The organism is Streptomyces sp. V3I8 (assembly GCF_030817535.1).
Classification (GTDB): Bacteria; Actinomycetota; Actinomycetes; order Streptomycetales; family Streptomycetaceae; genus Streptomyces.
Genome location: NZ_JAUSZL010000002.1, coordinates 2,673,878 through 2,691,203 on the forward strand (window position 1 = coordinate 2,673,878; position 17,326 = coordinate 2,691,203).

The window sequence follows — 17,326 nt, forward strand, 5'->3', positions numbered from 1 at the left end:
GCGCAGAGATGCACGTCGGGGCGCATGCGGCCCGGCACACCACCCACCGCACCACCGGACGCCGCATGGACCGCGCACCGCTGGGCACCCAGAGTCACGAGTCGTATCCGTGACGTAACCACGGGCGCACCGGACCCGTTGGAGGGGGCATGGGTTTCACGATCGGCGGTATCCGCGACATCCGGTCCGGCTCGCGTCGCCGCGGCCGCTCCTCGGAGTGCACCACCGTGGCCGAGTTCACCGGACTGTGGGGCTGGGACGTGGTGCCGGGCGCCCGGGCGGCCGCGGGGGTCTGCTCGTGCGGCCGGGCCGCCTGCACCGAACGCGGCGCGCACCCCCTGGACTTCGCGCCCGTCGTCCCGGCGGGCGCGACCCTGGACGCGGTGACGGAGGCCTGGAGCGCGTTCCCCGGCGCCGCGGTGATGCTCCCCGTGGGCCGCGCCTTCGACGTCATCGAGGTGGCCGAGTCGGCCGGCCGCCGGGCGCTGGTCCGGCTCGAACGCATGGGTCTGCCGCTGGGCCCCGTGACCGTCACGCCGGAGGGCCGCGCGCACTTCCTGGTGGCTCCCGGGGCGGCGGCCGCGCTGCCCGAACTGCTCTACCGCATGGGCTGGGACGACGCCGCGCTCGACCTGCACGGCCTGGGTCCGGGCACGCACATCACGGCTCCGCCGTCCGACCGCGGTGGCCTCGGCCCGGTCCGCTGGCTGCGCTCCCCCGCCCTCGACTCGGCGACGAAACCGCCGGCCGCGCGGCTGCTGCTGGGCACGCTGGCGTACGTGGCGCACCGGTCCCGCGCGTAGGCCCGCCGTCACGGGCCCGTACGGCACACGGGCCCCGTACGGAAGGGCCCCACTCCATCTGCACCATGGGGTGGGGCCCTTCCTCGCGCACATATGTGCCGTGCGGGCTCTCGTCCCGCGGGTCGTCACTCTCCGATAAGGGCATCCACGAACGCCTCCGGCTCGAACGGCGCCAGGTCGTCCGCGCCCTCGCCCAGGCCGATGAGCTTGACGGGGACGCCCAGTTCGCGCTGGACGGCGATGACGATGCCGCCCTTGGCCGTGCCGTCGAGCTTGGTCAGGACGATGCCGGTGATGTCGACGACCTCGGCGAAGACGCGCGCCTGCACCAGGCCGTTCTGGCCGGTGGTGGCGTCCAGGACGAGCAGCACCTCGTCGAGCGGGGCGTGCTTCTCCACGACGCGCTTGACCTTGCCGAGCTCGTCCATGAGGCCGGTCTTGGTGTGCAGCCGGCCCGCCGTGTCGATGAGCACGACGTCGGCGCCCTGCCGGATGCCCTCCTTCACGGCGTCGAAGGCGATGGAGGCGGGGTCACCGCCCTCGGGCCCGCGTACGGTACGGGCGCCGACGCGCTCGCCCCAGGTCTGCAGCTGGTCGGCGGCGGCGGCCCGGAAGGTGTCGGCCGCGCCCAGCAGTACGTGCTTGCCGTCGGCGACCAGGACGCGCGCGAGCTTGCCGGTGGTGGTGGTCTTGCCGGTGCCGTTGACGCCGACGACCATCACGATGCCCGGCGTGTCCAGGCCGGACTCGGTGTTCACGGTGCGGTCGAAGTCGGGCACCAGCAGCGCGAGCAGTTCCTCGCGCAGCAGGCCGCGCAGTTCCTCGGGCGTCCGGGTGCCGAGCACCTTCACCCGCTCGCGCAGCCGTCCGACCAGCTCCTGGGTGGGCTGCACACCGACATCGGCGGTGAGGAGCGTGTCCTCGATCTCCTCCCAGGTGTCCTCGTCGAGGTGCTCGCGCGCGAGGAGCGTGAGGAGCCCCTGGCCGAGCGCGTTCTGCGAGCGGGACAGCCGGGCGCGCAGGCGCACCAGGCGGCCGGCGGCCGGCTCCGGGATCTCGACGGCCGGGGGGGCCACGACGACCGGGGCGGTCGCCGAGGTGTCCGGAAGATCCACCTCCTCTATCGTGCGGCGCGGTTCGTCGCGCGGCGTCTCGGCCTCGTCGCCGACGTGCGGCTCGGCCGGCGGGGCGGTGATGTCGGGGGCGGCGGGGGGCGGCGGGGGCAGCTGTTTGCGCCTGCGGCTGCCGATGACGAGCCCGCCGAGCGCGCCGATCACGACCACGGCGATGACTACAGCAAGGATGACGATTTCCATAACGGGTCCAGTATGCGCGACCGTCCTGCCGGTCGTCCGTTGCCCACGACGGCCGTCGCCCTGCGGGCCGGCCACCCTGCACCGGTCCTGCCCAAACCTTTCTCCGCCCCCGCCGCCCTTTCCCGTCCCGACCCTGAGGGCTGCGCCCCCAGACCCCCCTGTCGCGCCGGCGCGCTCGTCCTCAAACGCCGGACGGGCTGAATTATCAGCCCGTCCGGCGTTTGAGGACCGGGGGTTCGGGGGCTGGCCCCCGAGGTCGGGAAACTCCCGCCGAGCCACGCCGCGGACGCGACCCACCCCGTCCCGCCGCACCCCGCTCCCCCCCCTATGGCGGTCTGACGAACCGTCAGCTACCGTCAGCCCACCGGAGCCACCGCCACCCCACCCGCCGGCGAAGGGGGACCTTCCCATGTCCGCGCCCGTGACGGTCGTACGTTTCAATCTCGTCGAACCCGGCGCCACACCCGCCTCCCTCAGCGACCGCTACAAGGCCGCGCTGGAGATGGCCGCCTACGCCGACGACCGCGGCATGACCACCGTGCAGACCGAGGAGCACCACGGCGCGGCCAACAACTGGCTGCCCTCACCGTTCGCCTTCGCGGGCGCGGTCTTCGGCGCGACCCGGAAGATCGCGGTGACGGTCTCGGCGATCATCGGCCCGCTGCACGACCCGCTGCGGCTGGCCGAGGACATCGCCGTGCTCGACCTCCTCAGCGGCGGGCGGCTGGTCACGGTGGCGGGGATCGGCTACCGGCCCGAGGAGTACGCCCTCTTCGACGTGGACTGGAAACGGCGCGGCCGGCTGCAGGACGAGCTCCTGGAGACCCTGCTGAAGGCCTGGACCGGCGAGGAGTTCGAGTACCGGGGCCGTACGGTACGGATCACTCCGCGCCCCTTCTCCGACCCGCACCCCCTGCTGCTGGTGGGCGGGTCCTCCGAGGCCGCGGCCCGCCGCGCGGCACGGCTCGGACTGCCGTTCTTCCCGAGCGCGCACCTGCCGGAGCTGGAGGCGTACTACAAGGAGCGGCTCGTCGAGTACGGCACCCGGGGCTGGACCATGATGCCCGCGGCCGTCACCCCGCTGCTGCACCTGGCCGAGGACCCGGACCGCGCCTGGGCCGAGCACGGCGGCCACTTCCTGCACGAGGCCAGGACGTACGCCTCCTGGCAGTCCTCCGGCATCCGCTCGGCGGTGAGGTCCGGGGCCACGACCGTGGACGAGCTGCGCGCCGAGGGCGTCTACCGGATCGTGACGCCGGACGAGTGCCTGGCACTGGGCCTCGACAGCTACGTGCTGCATCCGCTGTCCGGCGGGATGCCCGTCGACGAGGGGTGGCGCGGCATGCACCTGTTCTGCGAGAACGTGCTGCCCCGGCTCAGGGGCCGGTAGGCCGTCGAGCCGGGGCAGCACGTTTCTCACGAGCACGAGGAGGCGGGCGGCGGGGACTCGGCCCGTCTCCCCGAGTCCTGGGTCCGGCGGGGCTAGCCCATCTCCTCCAGCGTCTTGCCCTTCGTCTCCTTCACGAACTTGAGCACGAACGGGATGGAGAGCGCGGCGAAGACCGTGTAGATCACGTAGGTCATCGAGAGGTTCCAGTCGGCCAGCGACGGGAAGCTCGCGGTGATGGCCCAGTTGGCGATCCACTGCGCGGCGGCGGCGACGCCGAGCGCCGCGGCGCGGATCCGGTTCGGGAACATCTCGCCCAGGAAGACCCAGACGACGACACCCCAGGAGAGGGCGAAGAAGAGCACGAACACATGGGCGGCGATCAGGGCGACCCAGCCCTGGGTGGCGGGCAGCTTGCCGTCGACGAGGTCGAAGGAGAAGGCCCAGGCCTCCAGCGCGAGCCCGATGACCATGCCGACGGAGCCGATGAGCGCGAGCGGCCGGCGGCCGATCCGGTCGACGAAGATCATGGCGATCACGGTGCCGATGATGTTGATGATCGACGTGGTGAACGAGTAGAGGAACGAGTCCGTCGGGTCGACGCCCACCGACTGCCACAGCGTCGAGGAGTAGTAGAAGGCGACGTTGATGCCGACGAACTGCTGGAAGACCGAGAGCCCGATACCGATCCAGACGATCGGCTTGAAGAAGAAGGTCCCGCCGAGCAGGTCCTTGAAGACCGACTTGTGCTCCCTCCTCATCGCCAGCTCGATCTCGGCGACGCGGGCGTCCAGGTCGATCTTGTCGCCCTCGACCTCGCGGAGCACTTCGCGGGCCCGGCCGTCACGGCCGGCGGAGATCAGGAAGCGGGGCGACTCGGGGATCGCGAAGGAGAGCAGTCCGTAGATGACGGCCGGAACGACCATCACGCCGAGCATGACCTGCCAGGCCTCCAGCCCCATGACCTTGCCGCGCTGGTCGCCGTCCGCGGCGTTGAGGATGCCCCAGTTGACGAGCTGCGAGATGGCGATGCCGGTGACGATGGCGGCCTGCTGGAAGGAGCCGAGCCGTCCGCGGTAAGCGGCCGGGGCGACCTCGGCGATGTAGGCCGGGCCGATGACCGAGGCCATGCCGATGGCGAAGCCGCCGATGACCCGCCAGAAGGCCAGGTCGTACAGGGCGAAGGGCAGCGCGGAGCCCACCGCGCTGACCGTGAAGAGCGCGGCCGAGATCTGCATGCAGCGGATGCGGCCGATGCGGTCGGCGATCCGGCCCGCGGTGGCCGCGCCGATCGCACAGCCGATCAGGGCGATGGCGATGACCTGGGCCAGGGCCGCGGAGCCGACGTCGTACCGGTCCCGGATGGCCTCGACGGCGCCGTTGATCACAGCGCTGTCGTAACCGAAGAGGAAGCCACCCATCGCAGCCGCGGCGGCGATGAAGATGACGTGCCCGAGATGCTCGGGGTGAGCCGCCTGGGCTCCGGACGGGGGTGGCTGCGCTGTGCTGGTCACGTGTAACTCCTCGGGCCACCGGCCTCACTGCCGGGGGTGGGGGCGAGCCCTTCCGGACGGTGTCTCCAGTGGCGCACACGTTTACGCCACCCACCACCTGAAGGTAAAAGCAACGAAGCAGAGAATATGCCTTCAAGTTTCGAAGTCAAGAGGGGGGATGGATTGACCACCACCCCACTAAACCACTCAACGTGGCGGACCTGTGTTCAAGTCTTGAAGAGATAGAGGCTGCATAGCTACGGATACCCCGTAAGTGGCCGGGGGAACGCCGCAACCGGTACCCCGCACCCACGGCCGATCCGGCACAGCCCGTACGAGCGGTACCGCCGTCCGGGTGAGAAGTCAGCGCAGCCGCTGGCTGATGACCTTGGACACCCCGTCGCCCTGCATGGACACGCCGTACAGCGCGTCGGCGACCTCCATCGTGCGCTTCTGGTGCGTGATCACGATCAGCTGCGACGCCTCCTGCAGCTCCTCCATGATCCGGATCAGCCGCTGCAGGTTGGTGTCGTCGAGCGCCGCCTCGACCTCGTCCATCACGTAGAACGGGCTGGGCCGCGCCTTGAAGATCGACACCAGCATCGCGACGGCCGTCAGCGACCGCTCGCCGCCGGAGAGCAGCGAGAGCCGCTTGACCTTCTTCCCCGGGGGCCGCGCCTCGACATCGACGCCCGTGGTGAGCATGTTGTCGGGATCGGTCAGGATCAGACGTCCGTCGCCGCCCGGGAACAGCCGGCCGAAGACGCCCTCGAACTCCCGTGCCGTGTCCCAGAAGGCCTCGGTGAACACCTGCTCGACCCGCTCGTCGACCTCCTTCACCACCTGGAGGAGATCCGCCCGGGTCTTCTTGAGGTCCTCCAGCTGCTCACTGAGGAACTTGTGGCGTTCCTCCAGCGCGGCGAACTCCTCCAGCGCGAGCGGATTGACCTTGCCGAGCTGCTGGTAGGCCCGCTCGGCCGTCCTGAGCCGCTTCTCCTGCTCGGCCCGGTGGAAGGGGCGCGGCCGGTTGCGCGGGTGCTCCGGGTCCTCCGGCAGCTCCTCGCCCTCCGCGGGCAGGGACGGCGGGACGGGCTGCCCGGGCCCGAACTCCGCGATCAGTCCCTCCGGCTCGACGCCCAGCTCCTCCAGCGCCTTCGCCTCCAGCTGCTCGATGCGCATCCGCTTCTCGGCCCCCAGCACCTCACCGCGGTGCACCGAGTCCGTCAGCTTGTCGAGCTCGGCCTTGAGGTCGCGGCCCCGGTTGCGGGCGACCACGAGGTCCTGCTCCCGCCGCGCCCTGGCGCCCTCCGCGGCCGTACGCTCCTCGTCCGCCCGGACCAGCGAGACCTCGGCATGGGCCAGCAGCTGCCGGGCGCCGAGAGCGACGGCCCCGGCGACCGCGGCCTCGTGCCGCAGCCGTGCCCGGCGCTGCTCGGCGCGGGCGCGGGCCTCGCGTTCGGCGCGTGCCGCCCGGTCGAGCGAGTCGGCCCGCCCGGCGAGGCCCTTGACCCGCTCCTCGTGCGTACGCACCTGGAGACGGGCCTCCATCTCGGTCTGCCGCGCGTTGGCCCCGTCGGCCGCGAGCCGGTCCCGTACGGAGGTGTCGGGTTCCTCCTCGACCGGCATCTCCTCGGCGACGAGGAGTCGTTCGGCCAGCTCCTCCGCCTCCTCCAGGGCCCGGTCGAGGGCTTCCTGCGCACGGGCGGCGGCCGCGGTGCTCCGCTCGGCCTCCCCCGCGGCGCCCCGTGCCTGCCCGGCCAGCCGTCCGAGCTGCTGGGCCACCTGGGACCTCTCCCGCTCACCGGTCCGCCGCCGCTCGCCCAGTTCCTCGACGAGGGCGGCCCGTTCCTCGCGCAGTCCGGTGGCGCGCCGCTGGGCCGCGCCCAGTTCCTCGCACCGCACGCCCAGCTCCTCCAGCTCCGCCGCCGCCTCGTCGACCGACGCCCGCACCTCGAGCAGGCTGGGCGCCCCGGCGGAACCGCCCTGCGCGAAGTGCGCCCCGAGCAGGTCCCCCTCGGCGGTCACGGCGGTCAGCTCCGGCCGCGCGCGGACCAGGTCCTCGGCGTCCTCCAACGTCCCGACCACGACGATGTCCCGCAGCAGCCGCCGCACGGCGGGCACGAGCCCGGCCGGCGCCCGTACGAGTTCGGCCGCGGCCGGCGGTCCGCCGTCCGGCGACCGGAAGTGCGCGTCATCGGCCCCTGCGCGGGCGGCTCCGGCAGGGCCGGCCGTGCCCGTGCGCCCGCCGGCGTCGAGGGCTTCGGCGGAGCCCGCAGGTTCCGGGACGCCCGTCAGCAGCAGGGCCGCCCGGCCCGCGTCCTCTTTGCGCAGGAGGCGGATGGCGTCCGCCGCCGAGGCGGGCGTGGTCACCGCGATCGCGTCCGCCGCGGCGCCGAGGGCGGCGGCCAGCGCGACCTCGTGGCCCGGGGCGACGGAGAGCAGTTCGGCCGCGGGGCCGAGCAGGCCCGACAGCCGGTCCTTCGCCGCGAGCAGCGCCCCGCTGCCGTCCTTGCGGCGCAGCCCCAGGGCCAGGGCCTCGTGGCGGGCCTGGGTGGCCGCGCGCCTGCGCTCGGCGGAGGTGGCCGCCTCCCGGGCCTCGGTCAGCGCCGACTCGGCGTCGGCGAGGGCGCTCCTGGCCGCCTCGTGCCGCGCGGCGAGTTCCTCGTCGCCCGCGTCCAGGCCGTCGACCTCCGCCCTGAGCTGCTCGTACTCCTCCTGGGCGGCGACCGCGCGGTCCTGTGCCCCGTCACGGGCGGCGGCCAGCCGGTCGATCTCGGACTGCGCGGCGGCGGCCCGCGAACGGGCCGCGTTGACCTGGCCGTTCAGCCGGGCCAGGCCCTCACGGCGGTCGGCGATGGCCCGCGCCACGTCCTTCAGGCGCCGTTCCTCCCCTGCCAGTTCCCGCTCCAGGTCGGCCCGGTGCGCGACCGTGTCCTCCAGGGCGTGCTCGGCGGACTCCAGGGCCGCCTCCAGTTCGGCCTCCTGCTCGCGCACCCGGGCGGCCTCGCGCTCCATGTCCTCGGGGTCGCGTCCGCGCCGCTCCTCCGGTGGCCGGTCGGTGGCGCTCTTCACCCGGGCGTCCGCCAGTGAGACCGTGCCGCGCACCCGCTCGGCCAGCTGCGAGAGCTCGTACCAGGTCTGCTGGGCCCGCTGCAGGCGCGGGGCGAGCCGCCGGACCTCGTCCTCGAGCGCCGCCTCCCGCCGCAGGGCCCCCTTCAGCTCGGCCTCGGTGGCGTCCTTGCGCTCCTTGAGCGCGGCCTCGTCGGCCACCTCGGCCCGCAGCGCTCCCCGCAGCCGTACGAGATCGTCGGCGAGCAGCCGCAGGCGGGCGTCCCGCAGGTCGGCCTGGATGACGGCGGCGCGGCGCGCGACGGCGGCCTGCCGGCCGAGCGGCTTCAACTGCCGCCGCAGCTCGTCCGTGAGGTCCTGCACGCGCGCGAGGTTGACCTGCATCGCGTCCAGCTTCCGCAGCGCCTTCTCCTTGCGCTTGCGGTGCTTGAGGACGCCCGCGGCCTCCTCGATGAAGGCGCGGCGGCCCATCGGATCGGCGTGCAGGACGGAGTCGAGCTGCCCCTGCCCGACGATGACGTGCATCTCACGGCCGATGCCGGAGTCGGACAACAGCTCCTGGATGTCCAGCAGCCGGCAGGTGTCGCCGTTGATCTGGTACTCGCTTCCGCCGTTGCGGAACATGATCCGCGTGATGGTGACCTCGGCGTACTCGATGGGCAGCGCGCCGTCGGAGTTGTCGATCGTCAGCGAGACCTCGGCGCGGCCCAGCGGGGGCCGCCCGGTGGTGCCGGCGAAGATGACGTCCTCCATCTTGCCGCCGCGCAGCGACTTGGCACCCTGCTCCCCCATGACCCAGCTGAGGGCGTCCACGACGTTGGACTTGCCCGAGCCGTTCGGGCCCACGACACAGGTGATGCCCGGTTCGAACCGCAGCGTGGTCGCCGAGGCGAACGATTTGAACCCGCGCAGGGTCAGGGCCTTGAGGTGCACACAGCCGGACTTTACCTGCCGGGTCGGACACGCTCCATGAACGCCGGGGCGGTCTCACTCCATGAACGCGCGGTTTCACCCATGAACGCGCAGGGCACATCAGACGTTGAAGAGGGTGAACGCCGAACAGCGCGCGGGAGCGGTCGGCGGGGCAAGAAAGAAGGGACGCCGAAGCGTCCCTTGCAACTCTGTGAGCGGCTGACACCGACAGCCTGTTCACCGGTGCCGGTGGGTGTTCACCGCCGGTGGTGAGCGAGCTGTTCAGTGATCAGTTGCGTTCGATGATCAGACATGTTCGATGATCAGGTGAGCGCAGGCTCCGCCTGGGGTACGTCGATGCTCTCGAGAAGCGAGTCGTGAGAAGCGGCAGCCGCGAGCGCGTCGTTCTCGGCCTGGATTCGTCCGAGCTCTGATTCCAGGTCCTGGACGCGCTGCTGGAGCCGTCGCATCTCGGCAATGAGTCGCGGGTCGGAACCGCCGACGTAACCGAGAAGCGCCTTTGCCATGATGGATGGTCCTCCACACTGAGTGACCGACCGAAGCGGTGTGGGTCGTGAGGGAATCGCACCCGCGATGTTTGGCAATCTTGAGTTTCACTACCGCTCTCACATGCCAAACAGCTAAGGTGCGCGGGGTTTTCAGCGTCTCACCAAAAAGTTTGACGGTCAACACGATCACGCCCCGTATTGGGCGGCGACCCTGGGCGCACGGGCCCGGACGGGCGGCGCGGCTTCTCTGCAGGGGCCCCGAGGGCGTGGAGATCATCCTTGTCGGCGGAGCCTGCCACGGCGAGGCGTTTCTTGGCAACCACCTGGTGATTCTCCCCCGCGACAGGGTCCGGGCGCACGTCCCGCACCCCCTGCCGCGGGCGCCGGAACCGGCACGGCGCGGTGGATCTCACCGGATGGCGAAGCCCTCGTAGCCGCCCCGGGGCGTGTCCCAGATCTCAGTGACTCCGTCGACCCGGCCCGGCGTGTCGTCTCCCACGAGCCACTCCAGCAACTTCTGGCACCCGTCCGCGGGGCCCTCCGCGACCACCTGGACGCGTCCGTCCTCCAGATTGAGAGCAAAACCACTCAGGCCGCCGATCTCCAGGGCCCTGGCTCGCGTGTACCAGCGGAAACCCACGCCCTGGACGCGCCCGCGTACCCAGGCGACCAGCCTTTTATGCTCACTCATGGCTGCACGCTAACGGGCCAATTGCTCTCGGAGCACTTCCTCCCCTTGCGCCATGGGGTACCGTCCCGACCCAATGAGCCTCACTCGTTCGGGTGAGGAACGTTGACCGCAAGCATGAGGAAGGCCAAAAGATGGGACGCCACCGACGCTCCGCCGCCGGCCGCGCCGCCACAGGCCGCGCCCCCGGGGGAACGCAGACGTACGAGACGTACACGGGCGGCCACGCGACGGACGATGCGAACGGGTACGCGAACCTGGGTGACCACGCCATCGCGGGTGACCACCGCACCGCCGGGGACTACCTGACCGGTGGTCCCTACTCGACCGCGGGTCTGTACGACTCGCCGGGCGGTATCCATGAGACGGGCGACCTCTACTCGAAGAGCGACGCCTACCTCTTCGAGGGGGACGCGACCGCCGGCCGCCCGTCGGGCGACTACGCCCCCGACCGCGGCGCCCGGGGCCAGCGGCGCCGCAAGAAGGCCGTCACCCCCGTACGCACCGGTCTGCTCGGTGTCTCCGCCGCGGTGGCGATGGGCGCCGTCGCCGTCGCCTCCGGGCTGATACCCGGCAGCGACAGTCTCTCCATCGGCGGCGGGGGCGCGGACAACGTGCGCGCCCAGGACGCCCCGAGCGACGTGGAGACCCAGGGCGGCACGAACGGCTCCGCGGACGACCGCGTGGACCCGGGCACCAGCCGCGACCTGGAACGCTCTCCGTCGCCGTCCGTCTCCCCGACGAAGGCTCCGGAGAAGAAGGCCGAGAAGAAGCCCTCCGCCACGCCGTCGGCCGAGGCTCCGGTCGAGGAGTCGAAGACCGAGGAGCCGCCGGTCGCGAAGGCGCCGGTCACGAAGGCGCCCGAGACCACGCCGTCCGAGGCCGCGTCGACGCCGTCCACGGCCGAGGCCGCGGTGCTCACGCTGGTCAACGAGGAGCGGGCGAAGGCCGGCTGCAGCCCGGTGACCGCGTCCGGCCCGCTGGCGACGCTGGCCGAGTCCTTCAGCAAGGACATGGCCGCGCGGGACTTCTTCGACCACACGGACCCGGACGGGGCCTCTCCCTGGGACCGGGCGGAGGAGGTCGGCATAGCGGACCTCGGCGGGGAGAACATCGCCCGCGGCCAGGCCGACGCCGCCGCGGTGATGGAGGCCTGGATGAACAGCCCCGGCCACCGCGCGAACATCCTGAACTGCGACTTCAAGACCCTGGGCGTCGGCGCGCACTTCGCGTCGGGCGGCCCCTGGTGGACGCAGGACTTCGGCTACTGACCCCGCCGTACGGCTGTGCCCCGGACCGGGCTTCCGGTCCGGGGCACAGCCGTGTCCGGACCGGCGCGTGCGCCGTGAGCGCGTGCGCCGTGAGTGCCCGGCAAGCGCACGGCGGCCCTAACTGCCGGTTAGCGCGACCTGGGAGTGGGCGCGGTGCAGGAGTACGCTCGGGGCATGGACGTAACGGATCGGTCCGGTCTCGCGTACGACGTGTTCTCCAGGGCGTGCCCGTCCCGGGGCACCCTGGAGCACGTCACGGGTCGCTGGGGCGCGCTCACGCTGGGAGCGCTGTCCGAGAGCTCGCTGCGCTTCAACGAACTGCGCCGGCGCGTGGACGGCGTGAGCGAGAAGATGCTCTCCCAGACGCTGCACGCGCTGGAGCGCGACGGGCTGGTGCACCGGGAGGCGCAGCCGACGAACCCGCCGCGGGTGGACTACGAACTGACGCCGCTGGGTCACGAGGTGACCGAGCGGCTGCTGGCCCTCATCCATGCCGTGCAGGGGCGCATGGACGACGTGCTGGCAGCGCGCGAGCGCTACGACAGCACGCGCGGCGGACGCTGACAGCGCGGGCAGAAGTAGCTGGACCGGTTCATCCAGGGCCGGCGCCGCATCGCGGTGCCGCAGCGCCGGCACGGCTCACCCTCGCGGCCGTACGCGTCGAGCGAGCGGTCGAAGTAGCCCGACTCGCCGTTCACGTTGACGTAGAGGCTGTCGAAACTGGTTCCGCCGACGGCGAGGGCCGCGTTCATCACGTCCCGTACGTGGCCCAGGAGTTCGGCCGTGCGCGGGCGCGTGAACCCGGTCGTGGGGCGCTCGTAGTGGAGCCGCGCGCGCCAAAGGGCCTCGTCCGCGTAGATGTTGCCGACGCCGCTGATCAACGACTGGTCCAGCAGGGCGCGTTTGATCGTCGTGCGCCGGCGGCGCAGCGCGTCGTGGAACGCGGCGTCGTCGAACAGCGGGTCCAGGGGGTCGCGGGCGATGTGCGCGATGACGTCGGGCAGCCCGTCTGCGGACGTCTCGTGCAGGGAGAGACCGCCGAAGGTGCGCTGGTCGACGAAGCGCAGTTCGGTGCCGAGGCCGTCGTCGAACCGGACGCGGATGCGCAGGTGCTTCTCGTCGGCCGCGTCCTGCGGCTGGACGAGGAGCTGTCCGCTCATCCCGAGGTGCGCGAGCACGGCGACGGACGCGTCCGCGAGCGGCAGCCACAGGTACTTGCCGCGGCGCTGGACCAGTCCGACGCGGTGGCCCTTCAGCCGGGCCCCGAAGTCCTCGCCGCCCGCGATGTGGCGGCGTACCGCGCGCGGGTGCAGCACCTGGACGTCCGCGACGACCCGGCCGCTGACCCAGCGTTCGAGGCCTCGCCGTACGACCTCGACCTCGGGCAGTTCGGGCACGGTGTCTCCTCCGGAGGCGTGGGGCGTGTCGGGCGGGCCCGCAGCGTACCTCTGGTGTCGGGTGCGGGTCCGCGGGGGCCGGGCGCGCGGTTCCCCGCGCCCCTGAGGGGGCGCTCTCCGCGCGGACGAACGGCTTCGCCCGCCCCCGGCCACAGGGGGCGGGGGCGGGCGATCGCTTACAACCTGGTGCTCAGGCCGACGCCGGGTCGGACGCCGCCGGTGAGGGGACGTCAGGCGTCTCCTCCTCGACTGCTTCGGCTACCGCCGGGGCCTGTGCCTCGGCGGTCGCGGCCGCCTCGGCGCGTTCGTCCGCGGCGGAGCGGATGGCCCGCCAGGCGGACTCCGCGGCCTGCTGCTCCGCTTCCTTCTTGCTGCGGCCGGTGCCGGTGCCGTACGAGACGCCTCCGACGCGGGCAGCAGCTGTGAAGGTCTTCTCGTGGTCTGGGCCGGTCTCGGTGACCAGGTACTCGGGAACGCCGAGCCCTTCGGTCGCCGTGAGTTCCTGGAGACTGGTCTTCCAGTCCAGGCCCGCGCCCAGATTCGAGGATTTCTCGATCAGCGGGTCGAAGAGCCGGTGGACGAGCTCGCCCGCCGCATCCAGACCCTGGTCGAGATAGACAGCGCCGATCACCGCTTCGAGGGTGTCGGCGAGGATGGACGCCTTGTCCCGGCCGCCCGTGCCCTCTTCGCCCCGGCCGAGCCGGATGAAGGAGCCGAGGTCGAGCCCCCGGCTCACCTCCGCAAGCGCACGCGAGTTGACCACCGCGGCCCGCAATTTGGCCAGCTGGCCTTCAGGCAGGTCGGGGTGGGTGGTGTACAGCGTGTCCGTGACCACGAGGCCGAGCACGGAGTCCCCGAGGAACTCCAGGCGTTCGTTGGTCGGCAGACCGCCGTTCTCGTACGCATACGAACGGTGGGTCAGTGCACGCACCAGAAGGGCGGACTCGAGCTTGTACCCGAGCCGCCCTTCCAGAAGGGTGTGGGACGAGGCTGTGTTCTCCGCCTTTTTCTTGGCGCCGACTTCCTTGGCGCTGACTTCCGCCTTGGCGTCGTCCGCCTTCTCGGGGCTAGACACAGTGCCTCTCACCAGCCGCTCAGACCTCGAGGACCTGGCGCTTGTTGTAGGTGCCGCAAGCGGGGCACGCGATGTGCTGCAGCTTGGGCTCGTGGCAACGCTCACACGCAACCAGGGTGGGGACCGCAGCCTTCCACTGCGACCGGCGGTGGCGCGTGTTGCTGCGCGACATCTTCCGCTTCGGAACAGCCACGGCTACTTCTCCTGCTTCTCGTCGACGGGCGCTGATGGAAGCGCGCCGCCGGCCAACTCGTCCTTCTCGCCATCTTCGAGTGAACCGGCGAGTCCTTGCAGTGCCGCCCAACGGATGTCGACGGCGTCATGGTGGTGGTCCGGGTCGTCCGCGAGCCGGGCTCCGCACTGGGAGCACAGGCCGGGGCAGTCGTCCTGGCACACCGGCTGCATCGGAAGTGCGAGCACCACCGCATCACGCAGCACGGGTTCGAGGTCGAACAGGCCGTCCTCGATGAAGAGCGTGTCCTCGTCGTCCTCGGCGTCGTCGGCCGGCTCCGCGGTGCGGCCCCGGTCGTCGGCGTCAGGGTACGAGAACATCTCCTGGAAATCCGCTTCGAGCTGCTGCTCGACCGGCTCCAGACACCTTACGCACTCCCCCTTGGCCAGTGCACGGGCGGTGCCTGTGACAAGCACCCCTTCCATGACCGACTCAAGACGGAGGTCGAGCTTCACCGGCGCGCCTTCCGGCACTCCGATGACTCCCTGGATACCGAAATCCGCGGGAGCGTCGATCTCGCGGGTCAGGCGCTGCAGCGCACCGGGACGCCGTCCCAGCTCGTGCGTGTCGAACACGAGAGGGTTGCGGTGGTCGAGGCGGGCGTTCAGAGCCGTTCCTGCTTTCGATCTTGTACTGACTTTCGGAGCACTGCCCTCGGCGTTCACCGGGCAGCGTGGATCGCGGACGTGCACACGACCGAAGAGCCAGGATACTGGACCTTTCGCTCTCGGCCCAATCCGGCGCCGGCGCCCCGGTCGGCGACGCCGTCAGCGCCCCTGTTCGTACGCCCTCAGCTGCTCCGCGCTGATCATGCCGGTGTCGAAGAGGCTGGTCTCGTCGAGCGCGTTCTCGTGCGGCTGGGACGGCTGCGACTGCTGCGACTGCTGCGACTGCTGGTCGGACGGGGCGTACGCCTGCTGCCCGCCCTGGTCGTACGCGGCCTGCTGGTCGTAACCCTGCTGCGGGTACGCGGCGTACGGGTCGGCGTTCTGCTGGTAGCCGTACCCGTCCTGCTGTCCGTACTGCTGCTGGTAGGCGTACGGGTCGGCGCCCTGCTGCTGGTAGGCGTAGGCGTCCTGCTGTCCGTACTGCTGCTGATGGGGCAGGTCCACCTGGGGCCGGGGCCTCTCGGAGAGGGGCCGGGCGGACTGCTCGGGGACCTCCGCCAGGCCGTCCAGGTACTCGGCGTCGGTGGTGTGCTGCCCCGGCGTCCCGTCCTCCCCGAAGGCGGCCAGGTCACCCAGGTCGTCGCTGGCGATCCGGCCGTGCAGCTTCTGGCGGCCGCGGCCGACCGCGTCCAGGGTCTTGGCGAGGACGGCCTCGAAGGCGCCGAGCTTGACGTCGACGTATTCGTCGGCGTTGCGGCGCAGGGTCTGCGGGTCGTGGCTGCGCTCGGGGGCGTCCTCGTCCTCGTACCCCTGCTCGTCGGTGCCGGGCCCGGTGCCGAGGAGCTTCTCGCGGCCCCGGCCGACCGAACCGAGGGTCTTGGTGAGGACGACCTCGAAGTTGGCGAGCTTGGAGTCGACGTACTCGTCGGCCTCGGCGCGGACCTCCTCGGCCTCCTTGCGGGCCTCGGCCAGGATCCGGTCGGCCTCGTTCTGCGAGCGGCGGGCGACCTCGGTGTCGGAGATCAGCGAGCCGCGCTCGGTGTGCGCGGACTCGATGATCCGCTCGGCCTCCAGACGGGCCTGCTCCACCATCTGCTCGCGGCCGCCGATCAGCTCCTGGGCCTGGGCGAGGGAGCCGGGCAGCGCCTGGCGCACCTCTTCGAGCATCGAGAGGAGCTCGGCGCGGTTGACCACGCACGAGGCCGACATGGGCATGGAGCGGGCGCTGCCGACCGCCGAGACGATCTCATCGAGCTTCTTCTGCACGTCCACCGTGTGCTCGCCACTCTCTACAGCTGTGTTGGAGACGGACGGTTCGACTGTACGACCACTCCTGCCCCGCCCGACACCGGATGGCGCACTCCCTGACGTGCCCGGGCCGTTCAGTCCTTCCTCAGCCGTTCGGCGAGCGCTTCGAGGACCACCGGCGGGACCAGGTGGGAGACGTCTCCGCCCCAGGTCGCGACTTCCTTGACCAGGGAGGAGGAGAGGAAGCTGTAGGTGGGGTTGGTCGGGACGAAGAGCGTCTCGACGCCGGAGAGGCCGTTGTTCATCTGGGCCATCTGCAGCTCGTAGTCGAAGTCGCTGACCGCGCGCAGGCCCTTGACGATGGCCGGGATGTCGCGCTCCTTGCAGAAGTCCACGAGGAGGCCGTGGAAGGACTCCACCTCGACGTTCCCGAACTCGGCGGTGACCTGGCGGATCAGGTCGATCCGCTCCTCGATCTCGAAGAGACCCTTCTTGGACTGATTGATCATCACCGCGACGTGCACCACGTCGTACAGCCTGGACGCTCTGGCGATGATGTCTAGATGTCCGTTGGTGATCGGGTCGAACGACCCGGGACAGACGGCGCGGCGCACTTCAGATCCCTCGCTCTCCAGTCCGGTCATCGTGCGTCTTCGCACGTAGAGGCGGCGCGACCGTACCAAAACGTTCCCTCGCCGTAACGACGGGAGCGCAGTGCTTCGAAACCGTCCGGCCATCTGAATTCGCCGCCTCTGGTGCTGCGTTCAACGGTGACGAGCGCTTCGCCCGCGAGCCACCCCCCGGAGCGGAGTGTGAGCAGTGTCTCGCGAAGATCGTCGTCCGTGACCGCGTACGGCGGGTCCAGGAACACCAGGTCGTACGGGGCTTCGGGGGCGCCGGTACGGATGATCTGTTCCGCTTTGCCGGACCTGACCTCGGCGCCGGGCAGGCCCAGTGTCCTGACGTTCTCGCGGATCGTGCGGGCCGCGCGGGCGTCGGCCTCCACGAGGAGGGTGTGTCCCGCGCCGCGGCTCAGCGCCTCCAGGCCCACGGCGCCCGAGCCGGCGTACAGGTCGAGGACGCGGTCGCCCTCCAGGGGGCCGCCGAGCAGGGACTCCCAGGTGGAGAAGAGGCCCTCGCGGGCGCGGCCGGAGGTGGGTCTCGTGCCGGTGCCCGGCGGGACGGCCAGGCGTCGTCCGCCTGCGGTGCCGGCGATCACACGGGTCATCGCGGGTCCTTGCTGGTGAGGATGGTCACCGGGCCAGTCTGGCAGGTGGGGGACGGTTTGCGTGGGGGGTGCGGGTCCGGTGGGGGCTGG

The 17,326-nt window shown here is 71.5% G+C and carries 16 protein-coding genes; 4 read left to right on the plus strand and 12 right to left on the minus strand.

Features of this window, described 5'->3' with window-relative positions:
- Positions 1-149: 149 nt before the first annotated feature.
- Positions 150-803: a bifunctional DNA primase/polymerase gene (locus QFZ75_RS11620; RefSeq protein WP_307536220.1), complete on the plus strand. Its 654-nt coding sequence runs from the start codon at positions 150-152 to the stop codon at positions 801-803.
- 125 nt (positions 804-928) lie between these two features.
- Here QFZ75_RS11620 and ftsY read toward each other — a convergent pair whose 3' ends face one another.
- Entirely contained in the window at positions 929-2,119 is a 1,191-nt protein-coding gene (gene ftsY, locus QFZ75_RS11625; protein ID WP_307536222.1) for a signal recognition particle-docking protein FtsY, read from the minus strand.
- Between the two features lie 409 nt (positions 2,120-2,528).
- On the opposite strand from ftsY, the gene QFZ75_RS11630 reads away from it, so the two are divergent.
- A complete protein-coding gene (locus QFZ75_RS11630) occupies positions 2,529-3,509 on the plus strand; it encodes an LLM class flavin-dependent oxidoreductase (RefSeq protein WP_307536224.1) in 981 nt (326 codons plus the stop codon).
- A 92-nt stretch (positions 3,510-3,601) separates the two neighbouring features.
- Here QFZ75_RS11630 and QFZ75_RS11635 read toward each other — a convergent pair whose 3' ends face one another.
- The 4 genes from QFZ75_RS11635 to QFZ75_RS11650 form a co-directional block, all read right to left on the minus strand.
- Positions 3,602-5,020, minus strand: coding sequence for a sugar porter family MFS transporter (locus QFZ75_RS11635; protein WP_307536226.1), 1,419 nt, complete (start codon positions 5,018-5,020; stop codon positions 3,602-3,604).
- Positions 5,021-5,362: 342 nt separating this feature from the next.
- Entirely contained in the window at positions 5,363-9,001 is a 3,639-nt protein-coding gene (gene smc / locus QFZ75_RS11640) for a chromosome segregation protein SMC (RefSeq protein ID WP_307536227.1), read from the minus strand.
- Between the two features lie 302 nt (positions 9,002-9,303).
- Positions 9,304-9,507 (minus strand): hypothetical protein, encoded by a 204-nt coding sequence (locus tag QFZ75_RS11645; RefSeq protein WP_107021972.1) that lies wholly within the window; start codon positions 9,505-9,507, stop codon positions 9,304-9,306.
- 391 nt (positions 9,508-9,898) lie between these two features.
- Positions 9,899-10,180: an acylphosphatase gene (locus QFZ75_RS11650; protein ID WP_307536229.1), complete on the minus strand. Its 282-nt coding sequence runs from the start codon at positions 10,178-10,180 to the stop codon at positions 9,899-9,901.
- 131 nt (positions 10,181-10,311) lie between these two features.
- Between QFZ75_RS11650 and QFZ75_RS11655 the strand changes: the two genes are divergently transcribed.
- The gene (locus tag QFZ75_RS11655) at positions 10,312-11,448 is read left to right on the plus strand and encodes a CAP domain-containing protein (RefSeq protein WP_307536231.1); all 1,137 of its coding nucleotides are present in this window, start codon (positions 10,312-10,314) and stop codon (positions 11,446-11,448) included.
- 174 nt (positions 11,449-11,622) lie between these two features.
- Positions 11,623-12,012: a helix-turn-helix domain-containing protein gene (locus QFZ75_RS11660; RefSeq protein ID WP_307536233.1), complete on the plus strand. Its 390-nt coding sequence runs from the start codon at positions 11,623-11,625 to the stop codon at positions 12,010-12,012.
- On the opposite strand, the gene mutM is transcribed toward QFZ75_RS11660, so the two are convergent.
- From mutM to rsmD, 7 genes are all read right to left on the minus strand, one after another.
- Positions 11,985-12,845, minus strand: a complete 861-nt coding sequence (gene mutM / locus QFZ75_RS11665; protein ID WP_307536235.1) for a bifunctional DNA-formamidopyrimidine glycosylase/DNA-(apurinic or apyrimidinic site) lyase — start codon at positions 12,843-12,845, stop codon at positions 11,985-11,987. The genes QFZ75_RS11660 and mutM overlap by 28 nt on opposite strands.
- Before the next feature lie 190 nt (positions 12,846-13,035).
- Positions 13,036-13,932 carry a ribonuclease III gene (gene rnc, locus QFZ75_RS11670; RefSeq protein ID WP_307536237.1) on the minus strand — a complete coding sequence of 299 codons (897 nt, stop codon included), beginning with the start codon at positions 13,930-13,932 and terminating at the stop codon, positions 13,036-13,038.
- 7 nt (positions 13,933-13,939) lie between these two features.
- Positions 13,940-14,113 (minus strand): 50S ribosomal protein L32, encoded by a 174-nt coding sequence (rpmF, locus tag QFZ75_RS11675; RefSeq protein WP_006139588.1) that lies wholly within the window; start codon positions 14,111-14,113, stop codon positions 13,940-13,942.
- A 2-nt stretch (positions 14,114-14,115) separates the two neighbouring features.
- Positions 14,116-14,817, minus strand: a complete 702-nt coding sequence (locus QFZ75_RS11680) for a DUF177 domain-containing protein (protein WP_307536239.1) — start codon at positions 14,815-14,817, stop codon at positions 14,116-14,118.
- A gap of 102 nt (positions 14,818-14,919) precedes the next feature.
- The gene (locus QFZ75_RS11685) at positions 14,920-16,032 is read right to left on the minus strand and encodes an ATP synthase F0 subunit B (protein WP_307536241.1); all 1,113 of its coding nucleotides are present in this window, start codon (positions 16,030-16,032) and stop codon (positions 14,920-14,922) included.
- Between the two features lie 110 nt (positions 16,033-16,142).
- Positions 16,143-16,622, minus strand: a complete 480-nt coding sequence (gene coaD / locus QFZ75_RS11690) for a pantetheine-phosphate adenylyltransferase (RefSeq protein ID WP_307544387.1) — start codon at positions 16,620-16,622, stop codon at positions 16,143-16,145.
- A gap of 26 nt (positions 16,623-16,648) precedes the next feature.
- Positions 16,649-17,281 (minus strand): 16S rRNA (guanine(966)-N(2))-methyltransferase RsmD, encoded by a 633-nt coding sequence (gene rsmD / locus QFZ75_RS11695; RefSeq protein ID WP_307544389.1) that lies wholly within the window; start codon positions 17,279-17,281, stop codon positions 16,649-16,651.
- Positions 17,282-17,326: the final 45 nt, after the last annotated feature.